Source organism: Rhodococcus sp. H-CA8f (assembly GCF_002501585.1).
GTDB classification, from domain to species: domain Bacteria; phylum Actinomycetota; class Actinomycetes; order Mycobacteriales; family Mycobacteriaceae; genus Rhodococcus_F; species Rhodococcus_F erythropolis.
Genome location: NZ_CP023720.1, coordinates 2,520,933 through 2,536,698, shown reverse-complemented (window position 1 = coordinate 2,536,698; position 15,766 = coordinate 2,520,933). Strand labels below are relative to the sequence as shown.

The window sequence follows — 15,766 nt, the reverse complement described above, 5'->3', positions numbered from 1 at the left end:
GAATAGGCGCAGCGTACGGCGTCGCGCCGGTTAACATGTCAGACCCCCTTCCGGTGCCTTCAAGTAAACGAAGTAGTCGACGACGGCATCGTCGACGCAGGAGTTTCCGTCCAGAACCACCGTGTGTTGGGTTCCGTCGAACGTGATCAGGGCAGCGCCCAACTGCTTGGCGAGATCCACTCCGGCCTGATACGGCGTTGCCGGATCCTGCGTCGTGGAGACGACGACCAACTGAGGCAGGCCGGCATCGGCGAGCGCCTGGGGGTCGAGCGCGTGAGGGCTACCGGTAGCCGGAACGGGCCAGAACGCGCACAGGTCGAGCGGCGCTTGACCCGTCCCGCGGCCGTCGTCGAGGAACGGCGCCGCCTCGCGGTACCGAGTGTCGGATTCGCCGGCCTCGGCGCGGTCGGTGGTTGCCGGATCGTCCACGCAGCGAATGGCGTTGAACGCGTCGTTGATGTTGGAGTAGCTGCCGTCATCCTCACGGCCTTCGTACATGTCGGCGAGATTGAGCAGCGAGTCGCCGCGTCCTTCGGCCAGACTCGACAGACCCCCACGCAGCGGCGTCCACAACTGTGGCGAATACAGAGCCTGCTGCACGCCCGTGATCGCGTCGGAATAACTCAGCCCGCGCGGATCGGTGGTCTGTGCCGGCTTCTCGATCAACGGATCGACGAGTGTCTGAAAGCGTGCCTGCGCCTGCGCCGGATCATCACCCAGCGGGCAATCCGTTCGCGAGACACAGTCGGCGACAAAGGCGTCGAACGCGCCTTGGAAGCCCTGCCCCTGCAAGACCACTTCGTCGACCGGATCCTGCTCGGGGTCGAGCGCGCCGTCGAGGACCATCGCTCGGACGTTCTGCGGAAAGGTTTCCGCGTACGTGGATCCGAGCCGGGTCCCGTACGAGAACCCGAGGTAGTTCATCTTCGGATCGCCGAGAACGCCCCGAATGACGTCCATATCTCGCACCACCTCGTAGGTACCGACATGAGCGAGGAACTCCGTACCGGTCCGCTCAGCGCACTTGGCGGCGTAGTCCTTGCTGTCCGCCTCGGCGAGAGCGATGCCCTCCGGCGTCATGTCGACGTTGACCTCCGCACGCTCCGCGTCGGTCTCCTCCGGCGTCAAACACCGAACCTGCGGGGTCGATGCCCCGATCCCCCGCGGATCGAAGCCGATCATGTCGAAACGTTCCTGCAGTTCGGTGCCCGAACCCGATGTCGCCATCGACAGCCCGGACCCACCCGGCCCGCCGGGGTTCAGCAACAGTGAGCCGATGCGGTCGCCGGTTGCCTTCGAACGCGAGATCACCACCTTCGCGGTGTCGCCGTTCGGATTCGCGTAGTCGACGGGAACGCTCACCTCGGCGCAGTCGACCCCACGCCCCAGCGGCGCAGTTCCTTCTTCGACAAATTGGTCGCACGAACCCCAGTCGAGCGTCTGCTCGTAGAAATTCTCGAGGCCGGACGGCACCGCGGACGCGGCAGAACCAGCAGGTTCCACCGATTCGGGCGTGCCTTCCGAACTGGTGCAACCGACAACCAACACGAGCACTGCTGCGCTTCCGGCGAGGGCACCGGAGAGGCGAACGAACTTCGACATGCCATTGATGGTGCCAGGAAACCTCGGTAGCCAGCGGTTCGCCTCGGTTCGGCACCTAACTGACAGGCACGCGGTGATGTGACCCATTGCACCCCGTCAACTATTCGTGTCGGCGATGTCCGGTGGCAGACTGAACACGTCATCACCCACACCCGGGGACCCGAAGGCGATCAACGCTCAGGGCCTCGAGGCCAGAAAGGGACAACGATGTCCGAAACACCTCTCTATGGTTCTGTACCCACTGCAAGCTCTACCGATGCACCGAAGCGTAAGACGCGCATTCACCACCTCGCCGAGATGAAGCAGAACGGCGAACGCTGGTCGATGCTCACCGCTTACGACTACTCCACGGCACGCATCTTCGAAGACGCAGGCATCCCGGTGCTGCTCGTCGGCGACTCTGCCGCCAACGTCGTCTACGGCTACGACACCACCGTGCCGATCACCGTCGACGAACTGCTCCCGCTCGTGCGTGGCGTGGTTCGCGGCGCCCCGCACGCACTCGTCGTCGCCGACCTCCCCTTCGGCACCTACGAGGGTTCCGCCGAGCAGGCCCTTGCGACTGCGACACGGTTCATGAAGGAAGGCCTCGCGCACGCCGTCAAACTCGAGGGCGGCGAGCGGATGAGCAAGCAGATCGCGGCTATCACCTCGGCCGGCATCCCCGTCATGGCTCACGTCGGATTCACCCCGCAGAGCGTGAACTCGCTCGGCGGATTCCGCGTCCAGGGTCGCGGCGACGCGGCCGAGCAGCTTGTGGCGGACGCCATTGCAGTCCAGGAAGCCGGGGCGTTCTCCGTCGTCATGGAAATGGTTCCGGCCGAGATTGCGGGCCAGGTCAGCCGCAAACTCACCATCCCCACCGTCGGCATCGGGGCCGGTTCCGAATGCGACGCTCAGGTACTCGTCTGGCAGGACATGGCGGGTTACACGAGCGGTAAGACAGCCAAGTTCGTCAAGCGTTTCGGTAACGTCGGTGACGAACTGCGTTCCGCAGCCGCCGCCTATGCATCAGAAGTTCGCACTGGCGCTTTCCCGGCCGCAGAACACAGTTTCTGATCCGAGACCGGCGAACGCCGCCTGTCTCTCAACCAGCCAGGGGTGCGTTCAATGATCGGTAACCGTCGAAGTTCTACTGCCGCAGCTGTAGTCGGCGCGGCAGCTCTCGTCACGGTGCTGAGCGGATGCGCGGGAGGGTCCACCAACTCTCCCGCGCCCAGCAGCACTACGCCCGCGAGTTCCACCAAGACGGCGCCGGCAACAACCTCCGCGTCCGGTTCGACGTTCACCGACGCTCAGGTCCAGCAGTTGTGCTCGGATATGGAAGGGCAGCTGCAGAACTGGCGGACCGTCACCCCGACGCTCGGCAAGGGCGGACTGAACACGATCGTCATCACGTGGGCGACGCAGAACGGCATCAACCTGCTCGATCTCGCCCAGAACCGCGAAAGCATCGACGCGGCAACCTCGGCCGCGTGCCCGGACGTCCGGGGCGGCGCGATTTCCGCACTCGAGATCCCCGATCTCGCCTCCGGACTGGTGGGCTTCTGATGAGCGAAACGTCAGCACAGCCGTCGACTCTGCGGAGTCTCTATCCCCCGATCGAACCCTTTGTCACCGGCTTCCTCGACGTCGGTGACGGCCAGAGCATGTACTGGGAAGTCAGCGGAAATCCGGACGGCAAGCCGGTGGTGTTCCTGCACGGTGGCCCCGGTGGCGGTGCACAACCGGCGGTACGCCAGTTCTTCGATCCGGCCGCATACCGCATCGTTCTACTCGACCAGCGCGGCTGCGGACGATCCACCCCGCACGTTGCCGACGGCGCCGACCTGTCGGTGAACACCACGGACAAGCTGTTGGCGGACATCGAAGCCCTGCGCGAACATCTCTCGATCGACAAGTGGATGGTATTCGGGGGGTCCTGGGGTTCCACGCTTTCCATCGCCTACGCCGAAACGTTTCCCACGCGCGTCACGGAACTGGTTCTGCGCGGGATCTTTCTCCTGCGTCGTAGCGAGATCGACTGGTACTACAACGGCGGCGCGGGAAACATCTTCCCGGAGCGCTGGGACAAATTCCTCGAACCGGTACCCGAGGCGCAGCGCGGCGAAGACCTCGTCGCGGTCTATCACCAACTGCTCCATTCCGAAGACCCCGACGTCGCGGCCCGGGCAGCGATCGCCTGGTCGGCTTGGGAAGGATCGACGAGCTACCTGTACCCACAGGCGGACAAGATCGAACAGAACTCCGAGACCAGGTTCGCCTTGGCCTTCGCTCGTATCGAGAACCACTACTTCGTCAACGGCGGATTCTTCGACGAGGGTCAGCTCCTACGCAAAAGCTCCGCCCTGCACGGCATTCCGGGGACGATCGTCCAGGGCCGCTACGACGTCGTCTGCCCCGCCACCAGCGCCTGGGCGCTGCACAAGGCGTGGCCCGAATCCAAGCTCGTGATCGTCGACGACGCGGGACACTCCGCGATGGAGCCCGGCATCGCACATCACTTGGTGGAAGCCACCGATTCGTACCGGTAGCGCCCTACGCCGGGAACGTGAATTCCACCGTCCGTTTGACCGTGTCGACGGCGGTGAGTCGCACCTTTGCGCGCTCACCGTCATCGGGCGTTCCGACACATTTCGCAATCACTGCGACCGACGGGACAAACACTTCCGCCGAGCGCTTTCCGTCCTTGGCGCGCATCACCACCGCGTCGAAGACCTCGCCGACCCGGCCGTCGAGCAGCGTGGACTCGGTGAGATCGATGCACGCGCGGTCGACCTTGTTCGCCAGTGAGTCGGACCCACTCATGATGTCGGGCAACTCGGGAAGGGCGGTGCGCACCCATTCCGGTACCGGCGTACCAGCTGTGATCGCCAGACACACCTCGGTGCTGAAGCGATCGGACAGCCGGCGCAGTGGAGCCGTCACATGAGCGTAGGGCGCTCCGATCCCCGCATGCACCGTCAACTCCGGTAGCTGGCCGTCGAAGGCCGCGTAGTCTGCGCCGCGCAGCAACGACGGCGCAACCGACATCAGCGCCATCGTCGACGGCTCGTTGGAATCGAGTCCGGCAAGAATCTGCCCGACGCTTCGACCCTCCGGCCACGTGATACCCAGCGCCACTGCAGTTCTCCGCAGGGTGCGAACCGCGGACTCCTCGGCCGGCGGCAGCGTGCGAAGCAGCCCGATACCTGCGTCGATCATCATGCGGCCGGCACACATCCCGGTCAGCAGCGACACTTCTGCGTTCCAGTCGTCCGCTTCGGTGCGTGGCTCGAGCTCGATCCGCCAGCGAGCCGAGGACTCGTCCTCTGGCTGATCCCGAACCACTGACTGCTCGGGCAGTTTCAGCTCGATGGCGCCCCTGGCAACCGCCGAGGCACTGCGCAATCGTCCGAATTCCGGTAGTGCGGCGATCGACGGATGCAAGGTGCCCGCGTCGGCGTCACGTTGCACGGTCGAATAATCCAGACGCGCCACCGATTTCACCAGAGCGCGTCTCACCTGCCACGACGTGGGCTCGGCCTGGGCGTCCAACTCGATACGCCACAGTGCGGCGGGGCGAACCACGTCCGGCAGCAGACTCGCCGATCCCTCCGACAATGCCCGAGGATGCAGCGGAACGGAACCGTCCGGGAGATAGAAGGTTTGGCCACGCTTGCGGGTTTCGACGTCGAGCGCACCGCCCGGCGTCACCACCGCCGCGACGTCGGCGATCGCGTAGTGCACGACGTACCCGGTCGAGGCCTTCTCGATGTGCACTGCCTGGTCGAGGTCCATCGATCCGGGAGGGTCGATGGTCACGAAGGCGATACCCGTTTCGTCGACACGCCCGGCACCGAAACGATCCACGGCGTTCTCGGCCTCGGCCTGCGCCGCGGCCGAGAATGCTCCCGGCAAGTCGAACTCCGCCCGAACCACTCCGAAGTCGATTCCCTGCACCATCATTCGACTTGCGGGCACGCATCCTCCATGATCGGTTCGGGCCGGTGTAGCAGCTGTACCGGTCCCAGTTGTTCGAGTCCCAGTTGTTCCAAGTCTCAGTTGTTCCAGTCTTCGTCTGCCCGATCGGCGGCTTTGTTGCGTTCGGCAGCGATCTTCAATGCATGCTCGGCAGAGTCCCGATCAGGGTACGGCCCCATCCTCGTCAACGAGGACGCGCCCTTTCCCTGCGTGACGGAACCGTCGGACACGTCGAAGTACCAGAGTCGATCTTCATCAGTCATATCCACAGTGTGACATCAGAGTGAGATAGAAGCTTGTAGATCGCTGTGAGACTGATATTCTTTCTACTTGGCCTGGCAGGTGAGAACCGGACATTCGAACGGTGAGTTCTGCTTGAATGCCCAACACAAGCTACGAACAGAAAATGGAGTGCGCATGTCCGCAATTCTTTACGATTACCTCCTCCCGCTCATGGGCCATGACGCGGCAACGTACTGGGCTACGCTGCTGGTCATCAAGCCTGTCTGACAGCTTTTCGAACAAGAGAAGACCCCCACCGATCCGGTGGGGGTCTTCTTTTCTCACTGTGCAGATCGCGGGCGGACGAGTCGGCGTGTAAGCCGGATCCTGTCCTGCGGCACCGAAGTGCCGAGTGGCGACCATCCATCTGGGCACACCGTCGCCGGGTGCCTCGAGCGGTTCACCCGCAGGCTCGGGCGAGCAGCCCTCGAACACCTGCGCAGCCGCACCGCGAGCGATGCGACCTTCAACCTTGCTCCGGGCGGGGTTTACCTAGCCACCCCGGTCACCCGAGGTGCTGGTGCGCTCTTACCGCACCGTTTCACCCTTACCTGCCTCGAAAGGCAGGCGGTCTGTTTTCTGTGGCACTGTCCCGCGAGTTGCCTCGGGTTGCCGTTAACAACCGCCCTGCTCTGTGGAGTCCGGACTTTCCTCGGCCCCAGGCCTGTGCGTGGTACACGCTGGTTCCAGAAGCCGCGGCCGCCCGGCCAACTCGTCCGCCCCCGTATGCTACCGGGCGCCTGTCGGTGGCCGGCACTATGGTCACCTTATGACTCGGTACGTGGCCCTGCTACGCGGTATCAACGTGGGCGGCATCAACATCAAGATGGCGGACCTCGCGAGAGTCTTCGGTGACCTCGGATTCCAAGGCGTGAAAACGGTCCTGGCCTCGGGCAACGTTCTGTTCGACAGTCCGAGCACCGACATCTCGTCGCTGAAGAAACAGATCGAATCCGCCCTCGCCCGCGAGTTCGGCTACGAGGCTTGGGTATTCGTCCTCGACATTCCGACACTGCAAGCGATCGTGGACAACTACCCGTTCGACCGAGAACGCGAGGGTTGGCATGCTTACGCGATGGTTGCCTCCGAGCCGGAAATCCTCGAGGAATTGAGTGCTGCGGCAGCGCAACTCGATGCCTCGGTCGAACGCGTGGTGGCCGGCGACGGAGTCCTGTACTGGGAGGTCGAGAAGGGGCAGACCGTCAAGAGCGCGTTCGGCAGGAACACCGGAAAACCGAAGTTCAAGGCGTTCACCACAACCCGAAACCTGAACACGCTCTACAAACTGCTCAAATGACGCTTGCCCCGACACGGAGCACCAGCGCGTGACTCTTCTACCGATCCTGCTCGTCGCCGTCGTCCTCGTCTTCGCGATAGTGCGTCCACGTGGGCTTCCCGAGATCGTCATCGCCGGGCCGGCAGCTGTCGTCGTTCTCCTGACCGGTGTCGTCACTCTCGACGAAGCCCGCGAAGAACTGACGAGCATGGCACCCACCGTCGTCTTCCTGGTTGCCGTGCTGGTTCTCGCTCATGCCGCGGACGCTCTCGGCGTCTTTCGCTGGGTCAGCCAGATCCTGCAGCAAAAATCCCTCGCCGATCCGCACCGGTTGCTGATTTACGTATTCGGCGCGGCTGCCCTGACCACGGCGGTCCTGAGCCTCGACGCCACCGTCGTACTTCTGACACCCGCAGTGATCGCGGCCGCACGATCCATCGGAGCAAGTCCGCGGCCCCATTCGTATGCCAGTGCGCACCTGTCGAACTCGGCGTCGACGCTCCTGCCTGTGTCGAACCTGACCAATCTCATCGCTTTTGCTGCAACAGGTTTGACGTTCTTGCACTTCACCGCGTTGATGGCGTTGCCGTGGGTCGTGACGATCGCTGTCGAATATCTGATCTTCCGACTGTTCTTCCGTTCCGAACTCGTCCGCTCGGAAAACACAGAGCCACCGGCAAGTAAAACTTCCTCGCCTGCGCCGAGTCTGCCGCTGGCGGTGATCGGACTGACGCTGGTCGGTTTCGCGGTTTCGGGTTTCTTCGGGATCGAACCCGCCTGGATCGCTGTGGTGGGTGCGAGTGTTCTGGGAGCGATCGCTCTGGCTCGGCACCGTACGACCGCCGCCAAGATGCTCTACGCTGCCGACCTCTGGTTCTGCGCGTTCGTCCTGGTTCTCGGGATCATCGTCGCCGGAGTCGCGAACGGGCCGGTGGGAGAATGGATTGCGCAGATCCTGCCAGGCGACACCAGCTACGGATCACTGCTATTCGTCGCCGTGGTCGCTGCGCTCGCGTCCAACCTCGTCAATAACCTGCCGGCAACCTTGCTGATGATCGCGGCGCTCGGGACGGGAGCACCTCCAGGCCTGGTGCTCGCGATGTTGATCGGTGTCAACCTCGGGCCCAACCTCACCTACGTGGGCTCTCTCGCGACAATGCTCTGGCGACGAGTTGCCACCAGCGCGGGCGCACCGCCCACGCTGGCGACGTTCACTCTGCTCGGGGTCATCACGACGCCACTGACGCTGCTCGCCGCCGTGAGTGCCCTGTGGCTGGTGATCTGATCAGAGGCTGATCAGCCGTCGGGGCTCTTTCAGCGAAGATGTGACGTGTCGTTGACCAGCCGGACCGAGGCTCCCCCGTCTGGATAGAACTCGGTGATACTCAGCGACGCCAGATCCAGATGCAACCGGTACAGCAAGGACGGCCCGGCATCGAGGGCCAGTTGCACCAACGTCTTGATCGGGGTGACGTGAGAAACGACCAACAGCGTCGCGCCGCCGTAGGTCGAGATCAGGTCGTCACGCGCGGCGACGACTCGTTCTCGTACCTCGTCGAAACTCTCGCCGCCGGGTGGGCGCACCGAAGTGTCCGAGAGCCATTCGCGATGCAGGTCCGGATCGCGCTCGGCTGCCTCGCGGAAGGTGAGTCCGTCCCAGTCGCCGAAATCGGTTTCGATCAAACCTTTGTGCTCGACGACGGGAAGACCGAGCACGCGGGCCGATGCTTCTGCCGTCTCACGGGTTCTGCCGAGGGGTGAGCAGACGATGGCGTCGATACCGCCGCGGTTCCCGAAGCGTGCAGCCGCGCCGCCGGCCTGCGCGCGGCCCAATTCCGTGAGCTCAGGATTGCCGCGTCCGGAGTAGCGGCGATCGACCGACATCGCCGTCTGTCCGTGACGTAGCAACAACATTCGTGTCGGTTTGCCGGTGGTGGCGATCCATCCCGGAGAGCCGGCGATCTGCGGTTCCGACGTCTCTTCTGACGGCGCGGCGGGTGCAGCTGGTGCGGGGGTCGCGGTTTCGATGCCGGCAGCAGCGTCCATCGCCTCGTTGGCAAGACGATCGGCATGAGAATTCTCGCCGCGCGGAATCCACGTGTAGGTCACTCGCGAGAACTGCGTCGCCAACTCGGCTGCGCGTCGCTGCAGCGGAATCATGTCCGGGTGCTTGACCTTCCAGCGCCCGGACATCTGCTCGACGACCAGCTTGGAGTCCATACGGACGTCGACCGTCGACGCTCCGAGTTCACCGGCAGCGATCAACCCTGCGATCAGCCCGCGGTACTCGGCGACGTTGTTGGTCGCTATTCCGATGCTTTCCTTGCGTTCGGCCAACACCGAGCGGGTGGAGTCGAAGACCACGGCGCCGTAGCCGGCCGGGCCAGGGTTGCCGCGTGATCCACCGTCGGCCTCGACGATGACCTGCGTGGGAGTCACAGACCGGACTCCTTGGTACGCACCATGATTGCATTGCACTCTGGGCAACGAACGACGACGTCGGCCGGTGTCGCGGCGATTCGGGAGATCTCGCCGCGGTCGATCTCGATCCGGCAAGCGCCGCATCGGCGTGCCTGCAGAAGCGCCGCGCCCGGTCCGCCCAGGGTGCGCTGCTTCTCGTAGACAGCAAGGAAATCGGCGGGGAATTCACCGACAAGTCGTTCACGATCGGCGGCGCAACGCTCTTGCGCCTTGTCAAGATCGGCGACGGCGTCGTCGCGGCGACGCTTGGCGTCGATCAGCTCTTCTTCGGCCTGGGACAGCTGGGCACCGGCATGATCGTGATCGGCCTGTAACGCCTCACGCTGCTCCATCACTTCGAGCAACTCGTCCTCGAGGAGCCCCTGACGCCTGACCAGGCTGCCGAGTTCGTGTTCGAGTTCGGTGAGCTGCTTCGCCCCGACCGACCCACTCTGCAACAGAGTGCGGTCACGATCCTCGCGCTGACGAACCGCGTCGACCTCGCCTTCGAGCTTGCGAATGTCGCGATCGATGTCGTCGATCTGAATTTCGACGGCTACGGACGCATCTTTACGGCTGATTCGCTCGGCCTCGAGACGTTCGACTTCCTGCTGCTCGGGAAGCGCTCCGCGTCGGTGGGTGATCCGAGTGAGCTCAGCATCCACCCCGGCGAGGTCGAGAAGCTTGGATTGCACCTGTGGTTCGACGTTCACGCTGTATAACTCCTGCTGTAAGTCCGATGTCGGCAGTGCTCGCGAAGGACGGCTCTCGAAGAACTGCTCTTGAATTGTTCGTGCAACCGTACCTTGCAGAGCGCTGCACTAATGCGCACTCAAACACCACGGATCGGTGCGAATTGTCGAAACCCGGCTTTCCCACCCCGGATTGTCGGCAAACGCGGCGTCGAGCACCGATTTCGCCTGCGCACACCACGGGTATTCACTAGCCCAATGGGCGACATCGACCAGTGCCGGGCCACCGGCACGAAGATGCTCGTCCGCGGGATGATGCCGCAGGTCCGCAGTGACGTAGACGTCGGCGCCCAGCGCCGCCACCACGTCCAGATACGAGTCGCCGGAACCGCCGCACACCGCCACGGTACGAACGGTCGCGTCCGGATCTCCGGCAGCGCGAACACCCCACTCGGTCGAGGGCAGTGAGCGCGCCACTCGCGCAGTGAACTCTCGCAATGTTTCGGGGTGCTCGAGGTCACCCACCCGCCCCAGACCGAGCGAACTGGGGAACGCTGCGAGTTCGAAGACATCGAAGGCTGGTTCCTCGTACGGGTGGGCGGCACGCAATGCGCCCAGCACCGCACTTCGCTTTCCGCGTGGGGCAATCACTTCCACACGATCCTCGCGAACCTGCTCCACAGCGCCGACAGTCCCGATCGTCGGATTCGCACCGTCGGCTGGCAAGAACTGACCCGTACCGGTGACCGTCCAACTGCACTGGCTGTAGTCGCCGATCCGCCCAGCCCCGGCCTCGAAAAGTGCATCCTGCACGGCCGATGCATTCTCCACCGGAACCATGACGACCCACTTGTCGAGCGGCTGCGTCGGCTTGGGTTCGATCGGGCGCAGCACGGTCAGGCCCAGAGCCTGCGCCAACGCGTCGGACACTCCAGGGTCGGCGGAGTCCGCATTGGTGTGCGCCGAGAACAGTGCGCACCCCGCCTTGATGAGCTTGTGGACCAACGCACCTTTGGGTGTGTGAGCACCGACGGTGTCCACCCCACGCAGCAGAAGTGGATGGTGAACGACCAGAAGGTCGGCACCGGAGGCGATGGCGTCGTCGACCACTGCCTCGGTCGGATCCACCGCGAAAACCACTCTCGTCACCGCGTCCGCAGGATCGCCGCAGACCAGACCGACCGAATCCCACGATTCCGCCAGGGCGGGCGGATAAGCAGATTCCAGCACGGCTATGACGTCCGCAAGAATTGGGCCGCTCACAAGATCTCCTTCATCGCTTCGATCAGTACCGAGACCTGCTCGGCTGGACGGACGGCAACGCGCAACTGATCGGGCCCGAGTCCGGGAAAGGTGTCGCACCGGCGGACGGCGATACCGCAGGCACGCAGGTGCTCTCGCATCGAGGCGCCGTCGCGGACGTCGATGAGCACGAACGGCCCCGCAGCGGGTTCGTGCACGGCAATCCCGATCTCGGTCAGTCGCCGGGACATGTCTTGGCGGTCTGTGGCAATCGATTCGGCTTTGATCCTCGACTGGTCGACCGCGAACGGTTCGCAGCAGGCCGTGATGGCCTCGATCTGCAGACTGCCCAATGGCCAGTGGGCTCGGCCCTGAGCCAGTCGAGCGAGAAGATCCGGAGAGCCGATCGCGTACCCACACCGCAATCCCGCCAGTGCCCACGTCTTGGTCAGGCTCCGAAGCACCAGTACATCCGCCGACTCGACACCTGCGATGCTCTCCGCTTCGCCGGGGATCGCGTCGCCGAATGCCTCGTCCACCACCAGGATCCGGCCCGGCCGACGCAACTCCAACACATCGGCCTTGGGGTGAAGCACGGACGTCGGATTGGTCGGATTGCCCAGAACGACAAGGTCCGCGGATTCTGGTACCTGCGCGGCCCGAAGCGCGAAAGGCGGCTCCAGAATCACCTGCGTCACCGGTACACCGGCCTCTCGCAGCGCCAGTTCCGGCTCGGTGAAGGACGGATGGATCAGCGCTGCCGAACGAGAGCCCAGCCGCGGCAGCATCGCGAATCCCTCGGCACCGCCCGAGAGCAACAACACCTCTTCGGGCCGGCGCCCGTGCCGCTGCGCGACGGTTTCGCGGGCTTTCAGTTCCGCTGCAGCTGACGGGTACGAACCGAGCGTCGACAGCCCTGCGGCCAGCCGATCCCGCAACCACTTCGGTGGGCCGGAGCCTTGAACGTTGACGGCAAAATCGAGTAACCCGGGCTCCGCTTCGACATCGCCGTGATGTCGCAAGCTCTCCAGGTCAACCGTTCCGGTACTCACCCGGTCAGCCTACGGTCGAGCACCGTGCGCGGACATCACCCCTGCCGTCCGGGACAATGAGTGCCGTGACGACACCACCCCTCGACCGTTTTCCTGTAGTTCTGTTCGATCTGGACGGAACCATCACCGATTCCGCTCCCGGCATTCACGGCGGCTTCCGACATGCGTTGACAACTGTCGGCCATCCGGAGCCGACGGAAGCGATGTTGGCATCGGTGATCGGCCCGCCGATGGTCGATACCTTCAGGTCACTCGGCATGGCCCCGGCGGACGTGGATCGGGCGATCGCCGCGTACATCGAGCGTTACGACGCGACCGGGTGGCAGGAGAACTCGGTGTACGAGGGTATGGACGTCGTCCTGGGTAAGGCTCGCGCGAGCGGCACCCGACTGGCCGTCGCCACCTCGAAGTCGGAGCGATTCGCCATTCGCATCCTCGAGCATTTCGGCCTGGCCGAGCACTTCGAGTTCATCGGCGGCGCAAGTGACGACGGAACTCGTCGGGCGAAACCCGATGTGATCGCGCACTCGCTGACCTCACTCGGGATCACTCCCGTCCTCGCCGCCGACGGCGGAACCCCCGACGTGCTCATGATCGGCGATCGTGATCACGACGTGCTCGGCGCCGCGAAGTACGGCATCCCCACCGTCGTCGTCGAATGGGGCTACGGTTCCGCCGAGGAAGCGCGGCAAGCGTTTCGCTCCGTATCGTCGGCATCCGAACTGGGAGGACTTCTCGATGGCCGCCTCTGAACCACTCCGTGTGACTGAACCACTCCACGTGACGTTTGTGTGCACCGGCAATATCTGCCGGTCACCAATGGCCGAAAAGATCTTGCTCGCGCATCTGGGCCGTGAAGGCCTAGCCGACCGGGTGCGTGTCAGCAGCGCCGGTACCGAGGGGTTTCACACCGGTAGCGAGGCCGACGAGCGGACCAACGTCGTGCTCCGAGCGGCCGGATATCCGACGGGCCACAGCGCCGCGCGGGTCAATGCAGATCATCTCGCCGCCGATCTTGTCGTCGCCCTCGACACCGGGCACGAACGTGAGCTTGCTCATCTCGGCGTGCCCACCGAGCGTCGGCGCCTACTGCGATCGTTCGACCCCGAGGCGGACGGAGAATCGGTTCCGGACCCGTACTACGGGGATCAGGAGGACTTCGAACTGGTTCGAGACCAGATCGAAGCGGCCATTCCCGACATACTCGACTGGATCCGCGAGCGAGCCTGAACCCGGAGCAAAATTCACTCCCGTTCGGGCAACGGATACCGTGGACGTGTGCGAAGACTGAAATTCCTGTTGCGGCCCGGTTGGTTGGTACTGGCAGCTGTGGTCGGGCTCTTCGCCTACCTGTGCTTCACCGTGCTCGCTCCGTGGCAGCTCGGCAAGAACACGAAGACCGAGCACCGCAATGATCTGATCTCGAACTCGATCAACGCGGAGACCGTGCCGATCGGTGATGTCATCGCCGATTCGACGATCGCACCGGACGACGAATGGCGAAACATCACCGCGGCAGGTACCTATCTGCCCGACGCCGATATCCTCGTCCGCCTGCAGTCCATCGAGGGCGCGCCGTCGTACGAGATCCTGACGCCTTTCCGCCTGGACGACGGCCGCACGATCCTCGTCAATCGCGGATACGTTCGGCCGATCAACGGCGCCGAGGCACCGCCCATCGCTGCGCCGCCGACCGATCCGGTCACTCTCAACGGCCGCGTGCGCCTGTCGGAAGGCACCGCTCCCGGCCGAGTTCCGATGTTCGAGGACGGCGCGAAGCAGGTCTACTCCATCGACGCACAGCCGATCGGCGAGTTCATCGGAACGGACCTGATCGACGCGTACATCCAACTCGAACCCGACCAGCCCGGCGGTCTCGGCACGATCCCGCTCCCCCAACTCGACGCGGGCCCCTACCTCTCTTACGGGTTCCAATGGCTGGCGTTCGGCATCATGGCGCCGCTCGGTCTGGCTTACTTCATTCGCGCCGAGTGGCGCGAACGTCGCAAGGAAAAGGCAGCTCAAGCAGCTGTGGACGGCTTCGCAGCCGACGACGCCGCTGCCGAGACGACCCCGGAAGCGGCAGTGTCCGCGCCTGCCGCACCCCCCGCCGAACCGGCTCGTTCCTTCAGCCGTCGCAAGAAGCCGGAGCCGGAATCAGTGCCGCTCACGGCGCAGGAAGCCAAACTTGCCGATCGATACGGCAATACCCGCTGAAATACCCGCTGACACCACAGCTGCACTGATCTGCACCGCCGACGAAAGCCTCGCCGCGCGGCGCAGATCATTCGGCGTCGGCACAGGCCCGCGGCCGAGGACGGGACGCATCTCCACCCCGTGCGCGTACTCGGTCCGACCACCCAACGAAATGCCCAACGCCCCTGCCGCCGACGCTTCCGCGACGCCCGCATTGGGGCTTGGATGAGCCGCTGCGTCGCGTTTCCACGCTGCCAGTGATTCCTGAACCGAGCCGCCCACCACCGGGGCACACGCAGCCGTCAGCGCACCGGTCAGCCGAGCCGGGACGATGTTGACCAGGTCGTCGAACCTCGCCGCAGCCCACCCGAATCTGAGGTACTTCTCGGAGCGGTAGCCGATCATCGCGTCGAGTGTGTTGGCAGCGCGGTAGACGAACAGACCTGGCACGCCCGCAATTGCACCCCAGAACACTGCGCCGACGGTTGCATCCGAGGTGTTCTCGGCAACCGACTCGAGCGCTGCACGCGTGAGGCCCTCCTCGCCCAGCACCGAGGGATCGCGTCCGCAGAGTGAAGGAAGTAGCTCACGCGCTGTCGTCAGGTCGCCGTCGACCTGTGACGCCTCCAATCGAGCGGCCATGTCGATGCCGGTGCGTGCAAGCGACGTTCCGCCGAGCACGGCCCAGGTAGCTATCGCCGTCGTACCCGTGACGGCCACCCAACCGGCCCGGCGCGACGCTGCTTCGGCTGTGAGGCCAAGTCCTGCGGTGCCGGCCAAGAGCACGGCAACATGAAGTGTTCCGGCCGCGCGCGAGTCCCGGTAGGACATCTTCTGCAGCGCGATAGCCGCGGTTCCGAAGCCGGCAACCGGATGGAACCGCCCCGGATCGGCGAATGCCCGATCCGCAACGAAGCCGAGGAGAAGCCCGGCAGCTCGCGCATTGAATCGAGATTGGGACGAACGAACCGAAATCTGCACGAGCGTAGTTGTAGCAGCGA

At 64.4% G+C, this 15,766-nt stretch carries 16 protein-coding genes and 1 other RNA gene; 8 read left to right on the top strand and 9 right to left on the bottom strand.

The genetic code is table 11. The annotated features are described in order from the left end of the window. Window positions 1–30: 30 nt before the first annotated feature. The gene (locus CPI83_RS12005; RefSeq protein WP_097387253.1) at window positions 31–1,602 is read right to left on the bottom strand and encodes an alpha/beta hydrolase; all 1,572 of its coding nucleotides are present in this window, start codon (window positions 1,600–1,602) and stop codon (window positions 31–33) included. A 207-nt stretch (window positions 1,603–1,809) separates the two neighbouring features. Here CPI83_RS12005 and panB point away from each other — a divergent pair, with 207 nt between their 5' ends. From panB to pip, 3 genes are read left to right on the top strand one after another with little or no spacing between them, the layout of a single operon-like run. Then, on the top strand, window positions 1,810–2,661 hold the full coding sequence (panB, locus tag CPI83_RS12000; RefSeq protein WP_003941624.1) for a 3-methyl-2-oxobutanoate hydroxymethyltransferase: 852 nt from the start codon (window positions 1,810–1,812) through the stop codon (window positions 2,659–2,661). A gap of 51 nt (window positions 2,662–2,712) precedes the next feature. Next, a complete protein-coding gene (locus CPI83_RS11995) occupies window positions 2,713–3,153 on the top strand; it encodes a hypothetical protein (protein ID WP_020969914.1) in 441 nt (146 codons plus the stop codon). After that, window positions 3,153–4,136: a prolyl aminopeptidase gene (gene pip, locus CPI83_RS11990; RefSeq protein WP_029255612.1), complete on the top strand. Its 984-nt coding sequence runs from the start codon at window positions 3,153–3,155 to the stop codon at window positions 4,134–4,136. The genes CPI83_RS11995 and pip overlap by 1 nt, the downstream gene beginning before the upstream one ends. 4 nt (window positions 4,137–4,140) lie before the next feature. Here the strand turns inward: pip and CPI83_RS11985 are convergent, their stop codons facing one another. The 3 genes from CPI83_RS11985 to rnpB all read right to left on the bottom strand — a co-directional run bounded on the left by CPI83_RS11985 (window position 4,141) and on the right by rnpB (window position 6,562). Next, complete coding sequence (locus tag CPI83_RS11985) at window positions 4,141–5,550, bottom strand: RNB domain-containing ribonuclease (RefSeq protein ID WP_097387252.1); 1,410 nt, start codon at window positions 5,548–5,550, stop codon at window positions 4,141–4,143. Between the two features lie 92 nt (window positions 5,551–5,642). After that, the gene (locus CPI83_RS11980; RefSeq protein ID WP_007735457.1) at window positions 5,643–5,828 is read right to left on the bottom strand and encodes a hypothetical protein; all 186 of its coding nucleotides are present in this window, start codon (window positions 5,826–5,828) and stop codon (window positions 5,643–5,645) included. A gap of 319 nt (window positions 5,829–6,147) precedes the next feature. Further along, an RNA gene (gene rnpB / locus CPI83_RS11975) (RNase P RNA component class A) lies at window positions 6,148–6,562 on the bottom strand. Between the two features lie 54 nt (window positions 6,563–6,616). On the opposite strand from rnpB, the gene CPI83_RS11970 reads away from it, so the two are divergent. Further along, window positions 6,617–7,144 carry a DUF1697 domain-containing protein gene (locus CPI83_RS11970; RefSeq protein ID WP_019748952.1) on the top strand — a complete coding sequence of 176 codons (528 nt, stop codon included), beginning with the start codon at window positions 6,617–6,619 and terminating at the stop codon, window positions 7,142–7,144. 28 nt (window positions 7,145–7,172) lie between these two features. Next, a complete protein-coding gene (locus CPI83_RS11965) occupies window positions 7,173–8,408 on the top strand; it encodes an SLC13 family permease (RefSeq protein WP_019748953.1) in 1,236 nt (411 codons plus the stop codon). 29 nt (window positions 8,409–8,437) lie between these two features. Here CPI83_RS11965 and CPI83_RS11960 read toward each other — a convergent pair whose 3' ends face one another. The 4 genes from CPI83_RS11960 to cobC all read right to left on the bottom strand — a co-directional run bounded on the left by CPI83_RS11960 (window position 8,438) and on the right by cobC (window position 12,569). Further along, complete coding sequence (locus tag CPI83_RS11960; protein ID WP_097387251.1) at window positions 8,438–9,562, bottom strand: bifunctional RNase H/acid phosphatase; 1,125 nt, start codon at window positions 9,560–9,562, stop codon at window positions 8,438–8,440. Next, window positions 9,559–10,296: a C4-type zinc ribbon domain-containing protein gene (locus tag CPI83_RS11955; RefSeq protein ID WP_019748955.1), complete on the bottom strand. Its 738-nt coding sequence runs from the start codon at window positions 10,294–10,296 to the stop codon at window positions 9,559–9,561. Before CPI83_RS11955 ends, CPI83_RS11960 begins: the two co-directional genes overlap by 4 nt. Window positions 10,297–10,404: 108 nt before the next feature. Then, window positions 10,405–11,538, bottom strand: coding sequence for a Nif3-like dinuclear metal center hexameric protein (locus tag CPI83_RS11950; RefSeq protein WP_060938883.1), 1,134 nt, complete (start codon window positions 11,536–11,538; stop codon window positions 10,405–10,407). After that, a complete protein-coding gene (gene cobC / locus CPI83_RS11945; RefSeq protein WP_097387250.1) occupies window positions 11,535–12,569 on the bottom strand; it encodes an Rv2231c family pyridoxal phosphate-dependent protein CobC in 1,035 nt (344 codons plus the stop codon). Before cobC ends, CPI83_RS11950 begins: the two co-directional genes overlap by 4 nt. Before the next feature lie 56 nt (window positions 12,570–12,625). Between cobC and CPI83_RS11940 the strand changes: the two genes are divergently transcribed. From CPI83_RS11940 to CPI83_RS11930, 3 genes are read left to right on the top strand one after another with little or no spacing between them, the layout of a single operon-like run. Continuing rightward, a complete protein-coding gene (locus tag CPI83_RS11940; protein ID WP_060938881.1) occupies window positions 12,626–13,321 on the top strand; it encodes an HAD hydrolase-like protein in 696 nt (231 codons plus the stop codon). Next, on the top strand, window positions 13,308–13,799 hold the full coding sequence (locus CPI83_RS11935; protein WP_029255616.1) for a low molecular weight protein-tyrosine-phosphatase: 492 nt from the start codon (window positions 13,308–13,310) through the stop codon (window positions 13,797–13,799). Before CPI83_RS11940 ends, CPI83_RS11935 begins: the two co-directional genes overlap by 14 nt. A 48-nt stretch (window positions 13,800–13,847) precedes the next feature. Further along, window positions 13,848–14,786 (top strand): SURF1 family protein, encoded by a 939-nt coding sequence (locus CPI83_RS11930; RefSeq protein WP_097387249.1) that lies wholly within the window; start codon window positions 13,848–13,850, stop codon window positions 14,784–14,786. On the opposite strand, the gene CPI83_RS11925 is transcribed toward CPI83_RS11930, so the two are convergent. Further along, complete coding sequence (locus tag CPI83_RS11925) at window positions 14,727–15,746, bottom strand: cobalamin biosynthesis protein (RefSeq protein ID WP_020908150.1); 1,020 nt, start codon at window positions 15,744–15,746, stop codon at window positions 14,727–14,729. The genes CPI83_RS11930 and CPI83_RS11925 overlap by 60 nt on opposite strands. Window positions 15,747–15,766: the final 20 nt, after the last annotated feature.

Excerpts from the sequence above, each read along its gene's own strand:
- pip (WP_029255612.1), top strand. The coding sequence starts at position 3,153 with ATGAGCGAAACGTCAGCACAGCCGTCGACTCTGCGGAGTCTCTATCCC.
- CPI83_RS11970 (WP_019748952.1), top strand. The coding sequence starts at position 6,617 with ATGACTCGGTACGTGGCCCTGCTACGCGGTATCAACGTGGGCGGCATC.
- CPI83_RS11995 (WP_020969914.1), top strand. The coding sequence starts at position 2,713 with ATGATCGGTAACCGTCGAAGTTCTACTGCCGCAGCTGTAGTCGGCGCG.
- CPI83_RS11935 (WP_029255616.1), top strand. The coding sequence starts at position 13,308 with ATGGCCGCCTCTGAACCACTCCGTGTGACTGAACCACTCCACGTGACG.
- CPI83_RS11980 (WP_007735457.1), bottom strand. The coding sequence starts at position 5,828 with ATGACTGATGAAGATCGACTCTGGTACTTCGACGTGTCCGACGGTTCC.
- CPI83_RS12005 (WP_097387253.1), bottom strand. The coding sequence starts at position 1,602 with ATGTCGAAGTTCGTTCGCCTCTCCGGTGCCCTCGCCGGAAGCGCAGCA.
- CPI83_RS11985 (WP_097387252.1), bottom strand. The coding sequence starts at position 5,550 with ATGATGGTGCAGGGAATCGACTTCGGAGTGGTTCGGGCGGAGTTCGAC.
- panB (WP_003941624.1), top strand. The coding sequence starts at position 1,810 with ATGTCCGAAACACCTCTCTATGGTTCTGTACCCACTGCAAGCTCTACC.
- CPI83_RS11940 (WP_060938881.1), top strand. The coding sequence starts at position 12,626 with ATGAGTGCCGTGACGACACCACCCCTCGACCGTTTTCCTGTAGTTCTG.